Source organism: Serratia sp. JSRIV004 (genome assembly GCF_019968705.1).
In the GTDB taxonomy this organism is placed as follows: Bacteria; Pseudomonadota; Gammaproteobacteria; order Enterobacterales; family Enterobacteriaceae; genus Chania; species Chania fonticola_B.
Genome location: NZ_CP074140.1, coordinates 5,771,710 through 5,786,591 on the forward strand (window position 1 = coordinate 5,771,710; position 14,882 = coordinate 5,786,591).

Consider the following 14,882-nt stretch of genomic DNA (forward strand, 5'->3'; position numbering starts at 1 on the left):
TTTTTATGTAAGCTTTTTCCTTTCACTTCAAAGGAAATTCAAATGGGTGCCAGACAAATCGAATTACTCGAACGTTTTATTCAGGGGGTGACAGGAAAGCCGCTGTCATCATTTAAGCCTCTTGAGGGAACAGGCTTTGAAGCAAATGCGCTTATCTGGCCGCTGGGTTCTCGTTTTAAAGGCAAAACTACGGACATATCGAATACGATCTATCAGTTTGAATATGAACCGCTGGCAGATCAGGCTATTGAAGATTATGTTTTTAATGATGATCAATGGACTGATTTACCTCTGCCCGTTTTGGCCGTGCTTTATGAGCGATTCACTCAACTAAGTATGCTGTTGAGTGCGCATGAAAAACACGGCACGATGACCGTACTGCCCCCAGAGTTAGGCGAAATTAACAAGGCCAAATTTCTAGCACTGTTCTGGCTTCATGGAATGACGCTCCCTTTTCCAGTAAACGGCCAAGCTCTTTTCGAACGCGGGAAATTGTTTGTGGATCCATCGAGCGGGCCACACTAAAAGCCTTTTCTCGGGCCTGTTCCAACCAGACTGAATTAAGTTTATTCATGATGTAACCCTCTTGCTTTTCATGATCTCCAAGCGTTCACCGACGTTGGTTCTGACAGTAACCGATCACACTTGCGGCGCTTCTTGGGCCGCATAGCTAACGAAACTCATCCTCCAGCACGCTGGCGAACTGTTCCAGGACTTCGACGAACGGCACGTAAAGTGCCGGATTTTTCTTGCTGATAAAGTCGCCCATCTTCTGAACCACCTCCAGCGCCGTAGCCAACCGGTCGGTCTCTGGCAGGATTTTCTTACTGGAAGCCACTGCCTTGCTCAGGCTGTCTGACAGACTGGCCAACAACTCGACGGACTCTTTGGGCGGAATATCGGGGTTTTGGTTTACGAGTTCCAGCGTGGCCTGGCACTTAATCACCAGACTGATCAACACCGTGCGAGCCATGCTCTCCAAACCATCTCCCGCCAACGTGTGCGCCACGCGCAGCTTGTCCCAGTCGTCGCCTTTTTTGGCGGCTGCCGCTTTCCAGCGGCGCACCGTGTCAAACGGGACACTGCACTTGAGGGAGACCATCTCCAGTGATAGCTGGTCAAAGATGTATCCTTTGCGGACTTTGTCCCGTGTGTCCTGTGGCCAGGCCATTAGCGCTCCTTCTGAGCTTCCTCAATCTTGCGTTGGACGTCGCTGGCGTATTCCCCAACAATGACCTCTTTCCCGGTGTCTAATACGAGGGTGGTCCCGGACCTGCCGTTATAGTCGACCCCATAAAAATGGGTGATGCGCTCAACCATGACGCGAACCGGCTCTGCGCTATATCCGTATGACTGAAAACTCATTACTGCCATGCTATTCATACTCTGAGGTTAATAATTTGCACTCAGGCGGAGGGGGTAACGTTTTGCCTGTTTCCCCGCTGGCCCTGAGTTGCTCAATCTGCCGGATCAATGCTTTGTCACAGTTACCCTGGCGTAGGGTCTCCAGCAGCCCGATGTTCCACGTCACCGACTCCCCGTAGGTCAGCCGCCCGGGATTATTTCCCGGAAGCGGAGCCAGCCGGGAGGCGGTCAGGTTCGCGGGCAGCATCTGATAGGGCTGCGGCGCGGGTCTGCTCGGCGTACCGCCACAACCGCTGACCACTAGCATCAGGAACAGACTGGCCCGCGCAGGGTTCCCGGATGATTTGTTGACGGATTTCAATCTGCGTTTTCTCCTGCTTTGCCGTTCCCTGCTGGCTGTATGTCAAACCCTGCTGACCGACAACCTGTTCGCCGTTATGCTGCTTACGGCTGGCAGCCAATGTGTCGGAGAGGGTTTTATTCTCATCCCTGAGCGTCTTCACCGTTGCTTGCGTAGTGAAGTAGCTGTCCACAGCGAAATACCCCACCGTGATCGCCGCCAGTACTAACAGGTCTTTTGTGATTAGCGGCATGGTTTCAGGAACAAATCCCGCTCAGCGGCGCGGCGACGGGTTAAGCCCTTCATGACCTTGCCTGCGGAATTGTTCCACTTCACAAACTCATTCGCAGCCCCCTCATAGTCACCGGCATTGAGCTTGCGTAACAGCGTGCTGTCCCCCAGCCCCTCGGGCACGTCGTCCTCGTCGATATCGCTCCCGACGTTAAAGGCGAAGCTGACCAGCGCGTCGAACTGGTTCTGATTGATCTCGACCTTCACGAGCGTCCTTACATCACGCTCAAATCGAGCCACGTCATCGTTTAACGCCTGTTTAGCCTGCGCCTGAGTCCAGGTTAAGCCGGGTTTAACCTCAGGCCCAGTATGCCCCCAGCCAATCGTCCAGGGCGCTCCCCCTGTCCCCGGGTCGGGATAAGCCGTCAGCGACAGGCCTTCAAATGCTTTAATCAAGGCCAGGCCGTTATTGCTTATTTTCATTTTTCCCGTCCTGAGTGGTCCCATTGATCCGTCGGTTTGCGAGGGTGTTGGCGATATCGCGCAGCTTGTCCGCGCCAATGAAGCCAATGATCCCGCCGACCAGCGCAGCGGCGCTTGATGGCAAGCCAACATGTTCCAGTAGTCCACTGAGGCTGGTCGCAACAATCCCGCACACGATGGCGCTGGTAATGGTGTATTTTTTGGGTTGTCCATCTTTTATGTTCATCATCGACGACACGCCAATAGCCGCCAGACCTGCATAGAGGGCGGGGGCGTTGTCAGCTATCCATTTCAATGAGTCTTCCCAGAATCCCTGATCGCTCATACTTTTCTCGCTTGATGGTTATCGGATGGCAATGCCACGTTAACAAGTAGGGGGATTGTGGAATAAAGTGAGGGGGAGAAACGCTGGAAAGGCTTCAGCGCCCCCTTTTACCGGGGCGCTGATTAATCAGAATGTTGACAGGGAAGGCAGGGTGATGATGGGTTTGTTACACAATGCAGCGGCCTGATTGGCTCTTTCGACAGCCGCCCGCATTTCGCGCTCGGCTGAGGTGACGTCGTCAAGAGAACGTTGTAACAGTGCGGTGTCTAAAACGGTCTCATGCTGTTCTGCCTGCTGGTTAAGCATGGTAGCCATGCTTCTTCATAAACGCAAAACGGCGGCTGGCAGCATCGCTGGCCTGCCGGGATTACGCGTTATATTCGCCCAGTGCGGCATAATTTGTCATGATAAATCTCCGGTGCAAGAGTGAGTCAGTGTCGTCAGAGGGGCGCATGTTCATCAGAACAGCCCGGGTTGCGTCTGTTTATCCTGGTTAAGTCGCTTACTGATTAGCTGCCAGCCGATGCGGTCACTGATCCCGAATTGCGGGCATAATACCGCCATCGCCTGGCGAATTGAAAGACCCGCCTCCTGGCGCTCCGCAACCGCCGCCACAAATCGGGTGTTGCGCAGTTGCCTCAGTGCCGCATCACAACGGGGGATATAAAACTGCGCGGCCCCCAGGTAGGCGATTAATTTCTTCAATTCCTCATCGCTGAGCACCTCACGTAACAGCGAATGAACGCCGCCGGAACGCTCCTGAGCCGCGCCACTTTTAGCCGATAATGTGACACCGCCAAAACGGTCAATCAGCCTAGCTGTCGCGGGATACCCCAGAATGAGCAACAACACTTTGGCCGACTCGGGCAGGAGGTCTTCTGTTCTCGCCAGTTCCTCATGGTTGACGGTGATTTTCATGTTTCCCCCTGCGTTTGGCATCGATAACCAGGGCTTGCATCAGCCTGGTGAGTTCGTCCGTTGTCAACCAGTCCACGCGCTCACGGTTAAACATGTGCTTCGCCATGCTGACCGCATAAGACCACGGACGGCCCGCATCAGCCAGTAGCGCCTCGACCTTGCTTAAAAGGCCTTTGTGACTACTGGCCACCGAGGGGCGACGGCCCTGCTTTTTGGACTGGCGGGGGAACCCTGCCGTGTGCATGTACTCTTTGACAGTCTGGAGTTCCTCCAGACTGCATCGGGTTGCGCTGGTCTTCCCGATCAAGCGCTCAAGCGTCTGGCGATAGGTGGTATCATCCCAGCCCAGGAACGCCTGACCGGCTTTGATAGCCCCAATCAATTTTTTAGCATTCGGTGTCATGTTGTTTTCCTTTTCGCTGGGAAATTTGCAAACACCAACCATCGGATGTTTCCAGGAGCAGAACCTCTCCAGCCTTCAATTCATACGTCGCCAAAATTTGATTGATCGCAGTTTCAACCTTTCCTTTAGGGCTTCTGCCAGTAAAGAGTTTGATGACATTCCAGGTGATCCACGCCCCTGTTTTACTTGCAATATAAAACCAGATAACCACAATCTGACCGGTAATGAACCAATCAGCGGCGGTAAAATTCCCGAGGCTATTCATCAGCCTTCCCCTTGTAAATTGGCGTGACCGGTCACGGCGCTGGTTAAATTCATCGAAAGACAGTCACGGGTAAACCAACAGGCCGCTTCACCTTTGAAGTCACCGTTACAGCCACCAGGCAGAACCTTGCCGCAGCGCTGGCAGCTCCCCAGCGCCTTCTCTTGCCGCTCAAGACGCTGATCGTCACAGAGGATCAGCAGGCTTATATACTCATTGCGGCTGTAGGCAGAGCGCCCCGGGTTTCGGCGTTGGCGGTTTCTCTCCAGCGCTTCGGTCTCTGGCTGAGTCAGTACCAACTCGTGCCTCAGCCCCCCGCTGGCGGCCAGTTTTGCGCGTTGTTCTGCCTTGCGGTCAGTTGCTGACTTGGCCATCTTCTCCTCCTTGATGTTCGGGACGGTTCATCAGGGCCATGTGCTTCAGCGCATCTTGTGCCTTCTGGAATCTAAGGGCGTAGTCGGTGGCGATGGCTTCCAACTCCTTGATACGCCGAGCGGCACGGCTTGATGATGGAAGGGCGCTATAGGCGGCATGAGCAACTTTCACCTGATGCAGGGCATCGGCCAGCGCATTATGCTTCTCACCGGCAAACGGGATCGCTTTTACATCAATTCCAGACAGGCGCACCAGGGTGCGCAGGTCTGCAACATCCCAAAACTTCCAGGGGTAGATGTCGTCGCCCTTGGCGTCAACCATTGGATCGACGCGGTCAAACCATCCTTCAAGAATACTGATGTCAAAGACCGAACCATTACCCCACGGGATACAGCGACCACCACCGGAGTTATGCAGGAAAGCCCGCAACTCAGACGCAACACTGACAGGGGAGCGCTTACCGTTAAACGCTTCGTCGCGAGCTTCTGCACTCTGTTTACCCCACCATTCCAGGGTGCTTATTTCTGGCAAACCATAGGCGAGAGCCGCGTCATAACCCATTCGCTCGTAGAAGGTTTCGCCCACATTACCGGTCTGTAGATCAAACGCTACGGCGGCGATGGAAAGCACTGGACACCCGCGCTTTTTACCCAAGGTCTCGATATCGATCATGATGTTGGTCATTTGGCTAATCTCCATTTGGTTTTGTAGCGCTCGATGGCGGCCTTCATTTCCTGTTTCACCGCCCCTTTGTGGATGGCATAACCCCGAATGTCGTAAAACCTGAACCGTGCCTTCCCTGGATACTCAGGGACTTCCACTGCGGTGGAGAGATTGCTCATGGTGTAAACGCAGGTCTTGCCGTTATCGCGATATTCGCAACCCTTAACGTTAAGCATGTTGACCTCCGATCAATTTGGTTTCGTTGGTCGCACCATTAACAGCATGATTCAGCTGCGCCTGACGCCCAGCAACAAAACCGGCGACGCTGGCCTCATTGCTGCGGCTGCACTCGCGAGCCTCTCTGTAGGCGCTTGTTTTCATCGTGCCAGAGTCCATCTGCCGCTGCTTATAAGCAGCCATTAACGTGGTCTCTGACTCTGTCGGGGCCAGTTCAGCCACAATCTGATAGACCCCGTTAGCCCAACCTTCGCAGAACAGATCTGCCCGGGCGATTTTGGTGGCAGGCTTGGTGTTCTTGTGGATCTTTGCGATAAAATTTTTACGGGCTGCTGTCATTTGCCTGGCTAAAACATCAAAGGCATAGGCGGCAATCTGGGGACGACTGTCAGGCCCGTAGAACGTCACGACCCGGTGGGGTGTTCCGTACTTACCATAGCGCCAGTCAAACATGGCCTGAACACCGAAAGCACGATTGATCACCTCTACCAGCCAGCCCAGATATTTAGGCGGTGTCTGCGCATTGCTGGGAGAACCTTTGGTGCTTGCTTCGCTGATATCGATAAACTCCGCTTCAGACTCACTGACGCCGTGCTGCTTCATCAGGTTTTGCGCCTGACGCAGCGCGGCGGCGGCTTCATTGGAATTAGTCGCTTTACGTGCCAAATTGAGAAGCTTTTTAATTTTTGCTAAATACTTTTCTTTATTCATAAATAACTCCCGAAATTAGTTGATCAATTTCAATTGGTTACATGTAATAATGGTTAAGCCCATTTCGGCATAACACTTGAGGTAAATATGTTTGACGACAAAAAAACCATCGTTGACGCCATTGTCGCCAGTCAGGGGGCATGGAACATACTCATCGGTGAACTTATCGACCAGATGGCATTTGATCCCCATAAACTGGGTAAACACCTGAGGGGTGTTCAGGCCGACCTTCACAAGACTGGGCGTCCTGACATGGCTGTGGCGCTTGATGTGTACACTGCAATTGCTGATACATGGAGTCAGAAGACCTCACCATCTGATTAGCAACATCGCGAATGGATTGTTCAGAAATGATAGTTTTCATAATTTAATTCCTCGTAATTTGGCGTAAGTCAGCCCCGGCGGGTTTACGCCAATATTTACATAACGATTTAATAAACCATTAAATCAGTGTGCGGGAGTCAGTGTTTCCACTTTGACGAAATAAGGCTCCCGGTTTATTTCCACTACGCAACCACATTTGAAATCACGAGCCACGTCTACCGTTCTGACCACGGTGCCACCACACGGATCAGGATGTACCTGGTGGATGAATGCGGCCCCGACTGAGTGCGCCTGGTTAAATTTTGCGGCGTTCATGGCGTTTACACCCCTGAAATATCCAAAGAAATTGGCACGTATTTATCGGAATCTCCGACACGTTCATAGAGACGGATATAGCTTTTACTGCTGATAACCTGGACAGCCTCTGCAAGCGCATCCATTGCCCGCAACCAGCGAGGGTCGGTAATATCATGGCGACGGAGTTGTAACACGCGACCAGGGTTGATCTCGCCCTCCTTATCGGTAGAGAATGCCCGATCAATGATGGCTAGCAGCTCCGGACGGGCGTCCTTCGTCCACTCAGCCACACAAGCATCAATCAACTCCTTGGCGGCCTGAATACGCTCATCAAAGGCGATGCGGTCTTGCATGGCCCGCTGCACTCTGAATCGACCATCATAGCTGTACAGGGTGACATTGCCTTTTTTACCGCCAATAGTGGCCCCGTACTGTTCCGCAGAGAGGTCAACCAGTGCCTGAATGTCAGCAAATGTATCCTGTTTAAAATCACGCAGCGCCTCTTGCAACGGTTTGGCGCGTTCCACAATGGCCTTGACCAGGGCATCACGTTCTTTATCTACCGGTTTAACCAGGCTTTCAGGCGTCAGTACGCCGCGAGCATCTTTCCAGTAACCGTCTGGAATGGTGTTTTCAGGGGCATTAGTGGACATTGTCATTACTCCTATTGATATGAATGGTTTTACAAACATCTTCCCCGGAATTTTTATAACCGGGCTGATTACTTAATGCGCCAACGATGGTGTTATAAATAAACTTGGCTTGTCCTGACTCTGCTGTAGTGCATGGACCTTCAGCATAACTATTCGTATTAACGCCAGTTTTATTTTCCTGGATGGTTATCTTTAAAATAATAGTCATTGCATCCTGTCTTTAGTGAATCGACTCAGACCAGACGACCCTACAGCCGCCCGACGTAAACTGCCCTTGACGGTAACGCCCCTCAGCTGAGTAACCTAATTCATGATAAACAGCTCGACCACTATGGATCTGCTGATCGCAATAACCGCAGGGCTGAACCCGGATCACCGGTTTATTGCTAGCCAGTGTGATCGATTTCACGGTCACGCCCTGAATGCTGAGTGCCTTAACGACATTGCTGGCACGTTCCATTAACTCGACCAACTCTTCATTTTTTAAGCCGTTAAACATGACTATCACCTCAAAAAAGTCAGTTGATTAGCATCTCCGAGAACTTACGGACAGCCCCAGCGTCAACATGCTCGCCACTCAGCAGGCTGTAGCGATTGACGCCGCGCAGCAGCTTAAACAAGCGGCGGGCGTTGCCCTTGCAGGCAGAGAACAGTGCATCACTGACCGCTGAGTCCTTGGCATCTTCGAGGACACTCGTTGCTATGGAGTCAATGTCTTCACGTGGTAGAACGTCGCCCAGCGGCAGCGCAAAACCAACGCGGCTATAAAGCTGCTTATACTCGCCGCGTTTACCTTTGAGGTTAATAATCAGGCGGGGCATCCCTGCCAGTACAACGCCGATCCCGGCTTTGTCGTGGATGCGTCGAATGGTTTCGAGCGCACGATGTGGCAGGTTCTCCGCCTCATCAATCAGCAAAATACGCCCGGAGTCTTTAAGCGCCACAATGATGGCCTCGCTCAGCTCGTGCATGTTGCCGCGCTTGTTCAGGCCCAGACGGGCACACAGTTCCTCAAGCACAACGCGGGCGGTATAGCCCGGATCCGCTTCAAGCAAAAGGGCTGTGCGGTTATCGGCGGCATACTGACGCATCACCATGGTTTTCCCCATCCCTGCATCGCCATAAATAACGTTGATATCGCCGTCCAGGTGGGCCATACGAATAACCTCAAGGCATTTGCTGGCGGTATAGGTACGAATAAAAGAAACTGTTAATTTTTGGCTCTTTTCCTTTTCGGCTTCTCTAGCAATCAATGCAACGATATCCAGCTCAAGGGTTTTAACGTCGCCGTTATATTTCCCCTGTAAATACTGATTAAGCGTGGCCGGACTTTTACCCAACGCGCGGGCGACTTGTGTCTGTGACCAGTTACGACGGGCCATTAATTCGGATAATTGAGCAATCATAGTTACCTCGTTATTCATGGTGTGTGCCGGTCTTCTTTAAATGCTGTTCCCGGTCAACTTCTAAAAAATGGTAATCGTGCTGTTCTGCCTGCTGTATCTCCCCCTGGAGAAGCATCCCAAAGTCGGGCATTGGTTTATGCTCAATGACCGGGGTAGCCTGTTCAATGACACGCTGTTTTTTCTTGTCCAGCAGAGCCACCTGACGCTTGGCACGCTCCTGAATACCCTGAGCCATTTTAGTTTCAGGAACTGCGGCGTTTGTATTGCCGTTCCAGATAGCCTTACAAATATAAGAACCGTCCATCCTGCGGATAATGACTTCTTGAGCGTTGCGCGGGTCATAAGCGACACGGACTTCAACGCCATCAAAATCAGCCAGAGCATGGGAGAAATAGCGGTTATTGCTGAGGCGGATCCAGCCACGGTCAACGGTGCGTTTTTCTTCCGGCATGAACATCTCGCGCAGTTCCACTTCGGTCAGATACTCGATTTCGTCGCCCTCCGTGGCCAGAACCGCTTCGCGGTAACGGGCCGGGGTCAAGTGCTTGCTGTTGTACTTGGGCAGCTCACTGTGTTCGTGGCTGTTGTTGTAACGGTCGATTTCCTCCTGGATGATTGCCAGCACATCCTCCCATTCAGGCACCGCTTCTGTTGCCCGCCGTTGGCGGACGTTAAGTGGCTTACCCTGGCTCTGTGCGTTCTCGGCTGACTCAACCGCCACCATCAGACGGCGGAGGTTGTCACGATCTGCGCCGCGTCCATTAAATGTCGGTACACGCTGAGCGATAGCGTATGGAATGACGCCGTTCAGCCGCTCGATGATGCCACGAGCCTGCGGGTTACCGGGAATACCGGTCATGTGCTCGATCCCCATGCGAGGGAAAATACCGGTTGTTTCCGCGTCCAGCGTCTTGTTTTTCTGGCCTGAACCATTATCCGTATAGACAAACAACGGTTTACCATAGCGTTGTATGCCATAGCGGTACGCCTCAGAAACGCCGCGCACGTTCTCGGAATAGGACAGGCTCCAGCCCACAACAAAACGTGAACGACCATCAATAACCAGCGTCAACTCCGGGGTAAATGCTGCTTTGCTGATAGGGTGCTTCACTTTCATATCCAGTGATTTCCCATCGCAAATCCAGCAGCCATTAACCGGCATACAGGACCAGTCACGGCGGCTGTAAACTTCCAGCGCCCGTGCAGCGGAACCACTGACACGACCGCGAAGCCGTTCCCGCTTTGGAAGCTTCTTCATCACCCGGCAAATGGCGTCATAAGACGGCATCACCGCCAGCATGGCGGGCTGGTCATGAAATTCGTGTTTCCAGTCAGCCTCGAAATCACGGTAGCAAAAACGCATGGTTGGCCCGTTGGGGCTGCGCCAGTACGCCAGGAAGCGCGGCAACCAACTGACGTCCTCCGGCTTCTTCGCTTTATGGTGACCGGGTGCCAACATGGCCAGGCGTTTTTCGGTGTCGTTAACCGTCAGCAGATACACGGAATACCATTCTTGCAAACTGCTACGGCTGACGCCCAGGCGTTTACCTTTGCGAGCGTTCGCCAGTTCAGCCATTTGCATCAGTGGCCCCGGCAGTGTTCCGGCGCGGGAACCGTCGACAATGTAATTGACAGCAGCGAGACGACTCAGACCAGCTTGGTCATAAAGTTTTAACACCTCCAGTGCCAGCGCCGAACGTGCATCTGCCACGGCTTTTTGCTTGTCGGTCAACTGGCTGACCTCACGCTCCAGCAGGGCCGGGCACTGGTTCAGGATGTCGAGTTCTTCACGGGGTTTAATACCAGTCTTGCGCTCAGCCGTGACAGTGGTAACCACAGCAGTATCGCTGGCCACTTCGACAACCTGTTGGTAATGGCGGGCAAGGACAACCTCACGGGCTTCACGTGGTAAACAATCAACGTGATATTCGAAAGCCTTTGAACCTGTACGACGACGGCGTAGGTCAGAATTTCCACCTGCACGTTTATTCAGATTATTACGGATATTGTGAAGCATGCTCGGAAAGCCGGGCAAATTTGCACATTCCTGAACAGTCAACCAGATAGACATTCCTTATCCCCTAATCCGAAAAACGGTTTCAATGTAACGACTCGGCCAGATAAGCTCTGGAGATACACCGATTTTTTGTGCGATTGCATCTTCGTAACGGCCGCACTTACGGTAGAAAACATTACGAATCGCGTTTTTACCTACGCCCAGTTCGCTTTCTAAATCGCTCAGGCTGACACCCTTGCGATCGAGAGCTGCGATTATCGCTTTGCTTGACCAGTCCTCACCGGCGCAAACAAACAGATTCGCCATGTCTTGTGTTAGCAACTGCATCGTTGATATCCTTCCTCGTTTATCTAAAACGATAATTAAATATGATTATCGCTTACACACAATCTAATCGCACAATAAACCGATTTCAAGTGGTTTATTCGCAAATTAATCCGAATAAATTAATCTTGATATGAATCATGGTGTTACATGAATAAAACTGATAGTACAGCGAAAGACCGAAAGCGGTTTATTTCGATGCCAGGAATAAACCGTTTTTCAGAACGGTTAAAAATTGCGATGGGCGCCATGACTAATGTGGCCTTGGCCAACGTATGTGGCATCTCAGAGTCTGCGGTGAGAAGTTACCTTAAAGGGCGCAGCTACCCAGGCATTGATAAGATTCAGGCCATAGCACAGGCGTGTAGTGCTCCAATGGAATGGCTCATTACAGGAGATGTAGAAGCTGATAAAAACGATAGCATCGCAATATATTACGATAGTAAGTTGATGGGGGTGATTGAGGTGATGACTGATGAGCAGCGCCAGCAACTAGCACAGGTCATCGTTCAACATGGCATATCTGGCATTATGAGAGCCTTACAGAGCATTGAGTCAATCGCTGAGTTTTCATTGCTCCCTGAGAACGAAAGGCTGCAACTAATGCAACTTCATGGCGAGATTAAAAAGGGGGCACCTGAGGATAGTAAAACCAATGAGCTGAACCTGCCGGTTCACAAGCAAGCTGGCTAAACCCCGCATGCTGTTCGGCTAATGCTGAGTGGGGTTTATTAATAAAGTCGTTTCGCTCGTTACTCATTGAGATAAAGGGATAAATTAGTATAGATCATGGTTTAATGATATGCGTTTAAATGAAGTTTAAACGTGATTAATGCAGAGGTTATTCAGTCCAGAATTTACCGCATAAAAAAGTATTTTTGGTTATTTTGACGGAGGCAGTCCAAAATCAACCAATCCCTCAAAACCCGCGCCAGTCTTGGCGTCGTGTCGAAGTTTCGATTTTTCCCACCATCCAGAATTGATCACCCCCCCACACTTTGACACCCATCCGTACAAAAACGTTATCGAAATCTCGCATACTATACAATCTTAGCCTAATAGCTTGCTTGACATACCATCTTTTATGGTCAAACATGGTATCAGAAGTGATGTATTATAAAAACGATAGTAGAACGATAAGTTAGTAATAACCATACCAACACCAGGGAAATTATAAGCCGGCCACAACACCTGATTAAAGTATCAACAGGGAGTTGCAAGCTGAGCAAGTTTAACCGCAGAGTTAATTGCTTCACCCCTCGTTAAGCCGGGGCCCGCAAGGGTTCCGGTTTTTTATTTGCCAAAAAACCAATGAAAAGGCCGGAGAGCACTCCCCGGCCCGTCACTCGTTCGCGGATTATCCCTCAACTCTGGCATCTTCCTCAGCCTGACGAATGATGGCTTTGGCCATCCACTGGGTTACATCCTGAATATCATCGAGCTCTAAACCCCAAATGTCCTTCAGCACCAGGAACACCTCGGAACCATAAATCAGCGAAAAGGCGTGGATCACGCGTTGCAAGGCTTCAGCAGGGAGTTTGTTCTGCAAGGGCTCAACCGCCAGCTTCAACAGCCGCTTGCGATTGCCACGCACAAACTTTTCGCCCGGCGTCGCGTTAGCCCATTGCTGGAGTGATAGCTGTAACGCCGCACGTAGCGCGCCTTCATGCTGCTCCATCTGCGGGTAGGCAAACGCCAACAGTTGATGAATGCGCTTGAGCGCATCGTTATCCTGCGGTTGCCATTCAAGGATCGGCCCCAGGCTTTTCGCCACAACGGCGGAGATCAGGGCACTTTGGGTGGGAAAATAGCGATAAGCGGTGGCACGAGAGACCTGCGCATGCGCCGCTAGCTCAGTAATCGAAGGGAAGACTCCACCATCGTAGAGCTCCATCGCACAGGCCAGCAGCAAGCTGCGGGTTTTGGCACGAGTATGTGTCAAAGATTCATCCCGTGGAGCGGGAAATGCGGATATTGGCACGTTTTCCTCGAACTTCCTCGTATCTTCCAGCCTTGGAGTCAATACGATAGACAGCCTCACCGACAGATCCTGACCCATCGGCAACGTAAAAAATTACAGCTAAGATAGCCAAAAACGGGACTCAAGTCTCACTTTAAACAAATTAATGCTTGCAAAAATGATACGGCAGTCTCATTATGACCAACAAATAAACGATAGTACCTTATTGTCCGACACCAGGGTTCACCACCTACTATAAAAAATAGCATTAAAATCAATTTGTTCAGGCCTTTGTCTGAACCTTTTTCAGGAACAGATGATGAGCAGCACCCCGGGTTTTGTCTATATTGCTACCACAGCAGATACTAAAGGACAAGAACTGGAATATGTCCGTCATCTGATCGCCAATCTCGATTTACCCGTCATCACCCTCGACCTCTCCACTTCCGGTAAGCCTTCTCTGTATCACGCGGACGTTTCTGCGCATGAGATCGCGGGTTACCATCCGGAAGGTGAACAAGCCGTTTTTTGTGCTAATCGCGGGCAGGCGATTGCGGCCATGGCTATCGCTTTTGAGCGCTTCATGCTCTCACGTCGTGATGTTGCTGCACTGCTCGGTTTGGGCGGGTCTGGTGGCACCGCGATCATCACGCCCGCCATGCAACAGTTGCCCATCGGCCTGCCAAAGCTGATGGTGTCGAGTATGGCGGCGGGTGATGTCGCTGGCTATGTCGGCTCCAGCGATATTGCCATGCTGTATTCCGTCACCGATATCGCCGGGCTAAATCGCATTTCACGCAAGGTATTGAGCAATGCCGCCAACCAGATAGCCGGCGCCATCCGCTTTCATATCGATGATGATGCCGACAGCAAACCTGCCACCGGCCTGACCATGTTTGGCGTCACTACGCCTTGTATCAAGGCCGTGACCAGCGCCATTGAGCACGACTGGGATTGCCTGGTGTTTCACGCTACCGGCAGTGGTGGCCAGGCAATGGAGAAGCTGATCGACAGCCGCTTGCTCAACGCCGTATTGGATCTGACCACCACCGAGGTGTGCGACTATCTGTTTGATGGCGTGTTGGCCTGCAACGAAGATCGCTTTGGGGCCATTGCCCGCACCGAGATCCCTGGTGTGATGTCATGCGGAGGGCTGGATATGATCAACTTCGGTCACCCGAAAACCATTCCGGCCCGCTACGCCAATCGTCAATTTTATTGCCACAACAGCCAGGTAACGCTGATGCGCACCACGGCGCAGGAGAATACCCAGTTAGGGCGCTGGATTGGTGACAAGCTGAACGCCTGCGCCGGGGAAGTATGCTTTGTCGTACCGCTGGGTGGCTTTTCAACCTTGGATGCGCCAGGGCAACCCTTCTGGGATCCACAAGCGCTGAGCGCTTTTGTTCACTCGCTGGAACGGACGCTGGTACAGACCGCAAAACGCCGGTTGCTCAAGGTACCGTACCATATCAACGATCCCCTGTTCGCCGCGGTTATTATCGAACAATTTAATGCCATTGCTGCTACAGCTAAATAATCCTGTCAGAAAATAAAAAAAGCCGGGCAAATAACCAGGCATTTTTAT

At 51.8% G+C, this 14,882-nt stretch carries 24 protein-coding genes; 4 read left to right on the plus strand and 20 right to left on the minus strand.

All coding sequences use genetic code 11. The features are described from left to right. Positions 1-42: 42 nt before the first annotated feature. A complete protein-coding gene (locus KGP21_RS27440; protein WP_223535862.1) occupies positions 43-525 on the plus strand; it encodes a hypothetical protein in 483 nt (160 codons plus the stop codon). A gap of 145 nt (positions 526-670) precedes the next feature. Here KGP21_RS27440 and KGP21_RS27445 read toward each other — a convergent pair whose 3' ends face one another. From KGP21_RS27445 to KGP21_RS27500, 12 genes are all read right to left on the minus strand, one after another. After that, entirely contained in the window at positions 671-1,171 is a 501-nt protein-coding gene (locus tag KGP21_RS27445) for a DUF1804 family protein (protein WP_223535864.1), read from the minus strand. A 388-nt stretch (positions 1,172-1,559) separates the two neighbouring features. Further along, on the minus strand, positions 1,560-1,958 hold the full coding sequence (locus tag KGP21_RS27450; RefSeq protein ID WP_223535866.1) for a hypothetical protein: 399 nt from the start codon (positions 1,956-1,958) through the stop codon (positions 1,560-1,562). Further along, positions 1,949-2,419, minus strand: coding sequence for a lysozyme (locus tag KGP21_RS27455; RefSeq protein WP_223535869.1), 471 nt, complete (start codon positions 2,417-2,419; stop codon positions 1,949-1,951). The genes KGP21_RS27450 and KGP21_RS27455 overlap by 10 nt, the downstream gene beginning before the upstream one ends. After that, positions 2,403-2,744, minus strand: a complete 342-nt coding sequence (locus tag KGP21_RS27460; protein ID WP_223535871.1) for a phage holin, lambda family — start codon at positions 2,742-2,744, stop codon at positions 2,403-2,405. Before KGP21_RS27460 ends, KGP21_RS27455 begins: the two co-directional genes overlap by 17 nt. 126 nt (positions 2,745-2,870) lie before the next feature. After that, positions 2,871-3,059 (minus strand): hypothetical protein, encoded by a 189-nt coding sequence (locus KGP21_RS27465; protein WP_223535873.1) that lies wholly within the window; start codon positions 3,057-3,059, stop codon positions 2,871-2,873. A 144-nt stretch (positions 3,060-3,203) separates the two neighbouring features. Then, positions 3,204-3,662: a mor transcription activator family protein gene (locus KGP21_RS27470; protein WP_223535875.1), complete on the minus strand. Its 459-nt coding sequence runs from the start codon at positions 3,660-3,662 to the stop codon at positions 3,204-3,206. Next, positions 3,640-4,065, minus strand: coding sequence for a gp16 family protein (locus tag KGP21_RS27475; RefSeq protein ID WP_223535877.1), 426 nt, complete (start codon positions 4,063-4,065; stop codon positions 3,640-3,642). The genes KGP21_RS27470 and KGP21_RS27475 overlap by 23 nt, the downstream gene beginning before the upstream one ends. Further along, a complete protein-coding gene (locus KGP21_RS27480) occupies positions 4,049-4,330 on the minus strand; it encodes a DUF4752 family protein (RefSeq protein WP_223535880.1) in 282 nt (93 codons plus the stop codon). The genes KGP21_RS27475 and KGP21_RS27480 overlap by 17 nt, the downstream gene beginning before the upstream one ends. Then, positions 4,330-4,701 carry a hypothetical protein gene (locus KGP21_RS27485; RefSeq protein WP_223535883.1) on the minus strand — a complete coding sequence of 124 codons (372 nt, stop codon included), beginning with the start codon at positions 4,699-4,701 and terminating at the stop codon, positions 4,330-4,332. The genes KGP21_RS27480 and KGP21_RS27485 overlap by 1 nt, the downstream gene beginning before the upstream one ends. After that, the gene (locus tag KGP21_RS27490) at positions 4,682-5,401 is read right to left on the minus strand and encodes a 3'-5' exonuclease (protein ID WP_223535885.1); all 720 of its coding nucleotides are present in this window, start codon (positions 5,399-5,401) and stop codon (positions 4,682-4,684) included. Before KGP21_RS27490 ends, KGP21_RS27485 begins: the two co-directional genes overlap by 20 nt. Further along, positions 5,383-5,601 (minus strand): hypothetical protein, encoded by a 219-nt coding sequence (locus tag KGP21_RS27495; protein ID WP_223535887.1) that lies wholly within the window; start codon positions 5,599-5,601, stop codon positions 5,383-5,385. The genes KGP21_RS27490 and KGP21_RS27495 overlap by 19 nt, the downstream gene beginning before the upstream one ends. Next, the gene (locus KGP21_RS27500; protein ID WP_223535889.1) at positions 5,594-6,313 is read right to left on the minus strand and encodes a DUF2786 domain-containing protein; all 720 of its coding nucleotides are present in this window, start codon (positions 6,311-6,313) and stop codon (positions 5,594-5,596) included. Before KGP21_RS27500 ends, KGP21_RS27495 begins: the two co-directional genes overlap by 8 nt. 87 nt (positions 6,314-6,400) lie before the next feature. Between KGP21_RS27500 and KGP21_RS27505 the strand changes: the two genes are divergently transcribed. Beyond that, positions 6,401-6,637 (plus strand): hypothetical protein, encoded by a 237-nt coding sequence (locus KGP21_RS27505; RefSeq protein ID WP_223535891.1) that lies wholly within the window; start codon positions 6,401-6,403, stop codon positions 6,635-6,637. 123 nt (positions 6,638-6,760) lie between these two features. On the opposite strand, the gene KGP21_RS27510 is transcribed toward KGP21_RS27505, so the two are convergent. From KGP21_RS27510 to KGP21_RS27540, 7 genes are read right to left on the minus strand one after another with little or no spacing between them, the layout of a single operon-like run. Then, positions 6,761-6,952, minus strand: coding sequence for a hypothetical protein (locus KGP21_RS27510; protein WP_223535893.1), 192 nt, complete (start codon positions 6,950-6,952; stop codon positions 6,761-6,763). A gap of 5 nt (positions 6,953-6,957) precedes the next feature. Then, complete coding sequence (locus KGP21_RS27515) at positions 6,958-7,587, minus strand: DUF3164 family protein (RefSeq protein WP_223499017.1); 630 nt, start codon at positions 7,585-7,587, stop codon at positions 6,958-6,960. Then, the gene (locus tag KGP21_RS27520; protein WP_223535895.1) at positions 7,577-7,795 is read right to left on the minus strand and encodes a hypothetical protein; all 219 of its coding nucleotides are present in this window, start codon (positions 7,793-7,795) and stop codon (positions 7,577-7,579) included. The genes KGP21_RS27515 and KGP21_RS27520 overlap by 11 nt, the downstream gene beginning before the upstream one ends. Before the next feature lie 12 nt (positions 7,796-7,807). Beyond that, positions 7,808-8,086: a hypothetical protein gene (locus KGP21_RS27525; RefSeq protein ID WP_223535896.1), complete on the minus strand. Its 279-nt coding sequence runs from the start codon at positions 8,084-8,086 to the stop codon at positions 7,808-7,810. A gap of 19 nt (positions 8,087-8,105) precedes the next feature. Then, positions 8,106-8,993 carry an AAA family ATPase gene (locus KGP21_RS27530; protein WP_223499020.1) on the minus strand — a complete coding sequence of 296 codons (888 nt, stop codon included), beginning with the start codon at positions 8,991-8,993 and terminating at the stop codon, positions 8,106-8,108. 10 nt (positions 8,994-9,003) lie between these two features. Then, positions 9,004-11,010, minus strand: a complete 2,007-nt coding sequence (locus KGP21_RS27535) for a Mu transposase C-terminal domain-containing protein (RefSeq protein ID WP_245398481.1) — start codon at positions 11,008-11,010, stop codon at positions 9,004-9,006. A 57-nt stretch (positions 11,011-11,067) separates the two neighbouring features. Next, positions 11,068-11,337, minus strand: coding sequence for a helix-turn-helix domain-containing protein (locus KGP21_RS27540; RefSeq protein ID WP_223499022.1), 270 nt, complete (start codon positions 11,335-11,337; stop codon positions 11,068-11,070). A gap of 147 nt (positions 11,338-11,484) precedes the next feature. On the opposite strand from KGP21_RS27540, the gene KGP21_RS27545 reads away from it, so the two are divergent. After that, entirely contained in the window at positions 11,485-12,027 is a 543-nt protein-coding gene (locus tag KGP21_RS27545; protein ID WP_223499023.1) for a helix-turn-helix domain-containing protein, read from the plus strand. Positions 12,028-12,691: 664 nt separating this feature from the next. Here the strand turns inward: KGP21_RS27545 and KGP21_RS27550 are convergent. Beyond that, a complete protein-coding gene (locus KGP21_RS27550; protein ID WP_223499731.1) occupies positions 12,692-13,228 on the minus strand; it encodes a TetR/AcrR family transcriptional regulator in 537 nt (178 codons plus the stop codon). Positions 13,229-13,613: 385 nt separating this feature from the next. On the opposite strand from KGP21_RS27550, the gene KGP21_RS27555 reads away from it, so the two are divergent. Then, on the plus strand, positions 13,614-14,834 hold the full coding sequence (locus KGP21_RS27555; RefSeq protein WP_021807380.1) for a Tm-1-like ATP-binding domain-containing protein: 1,221 nt from the start codon (positions 13,614-13,616) through the stop codon (positions 14,832-14,834). The last annotated feature ends 48 nt before the right edge of the window (positions 14,835-14,882 follow it).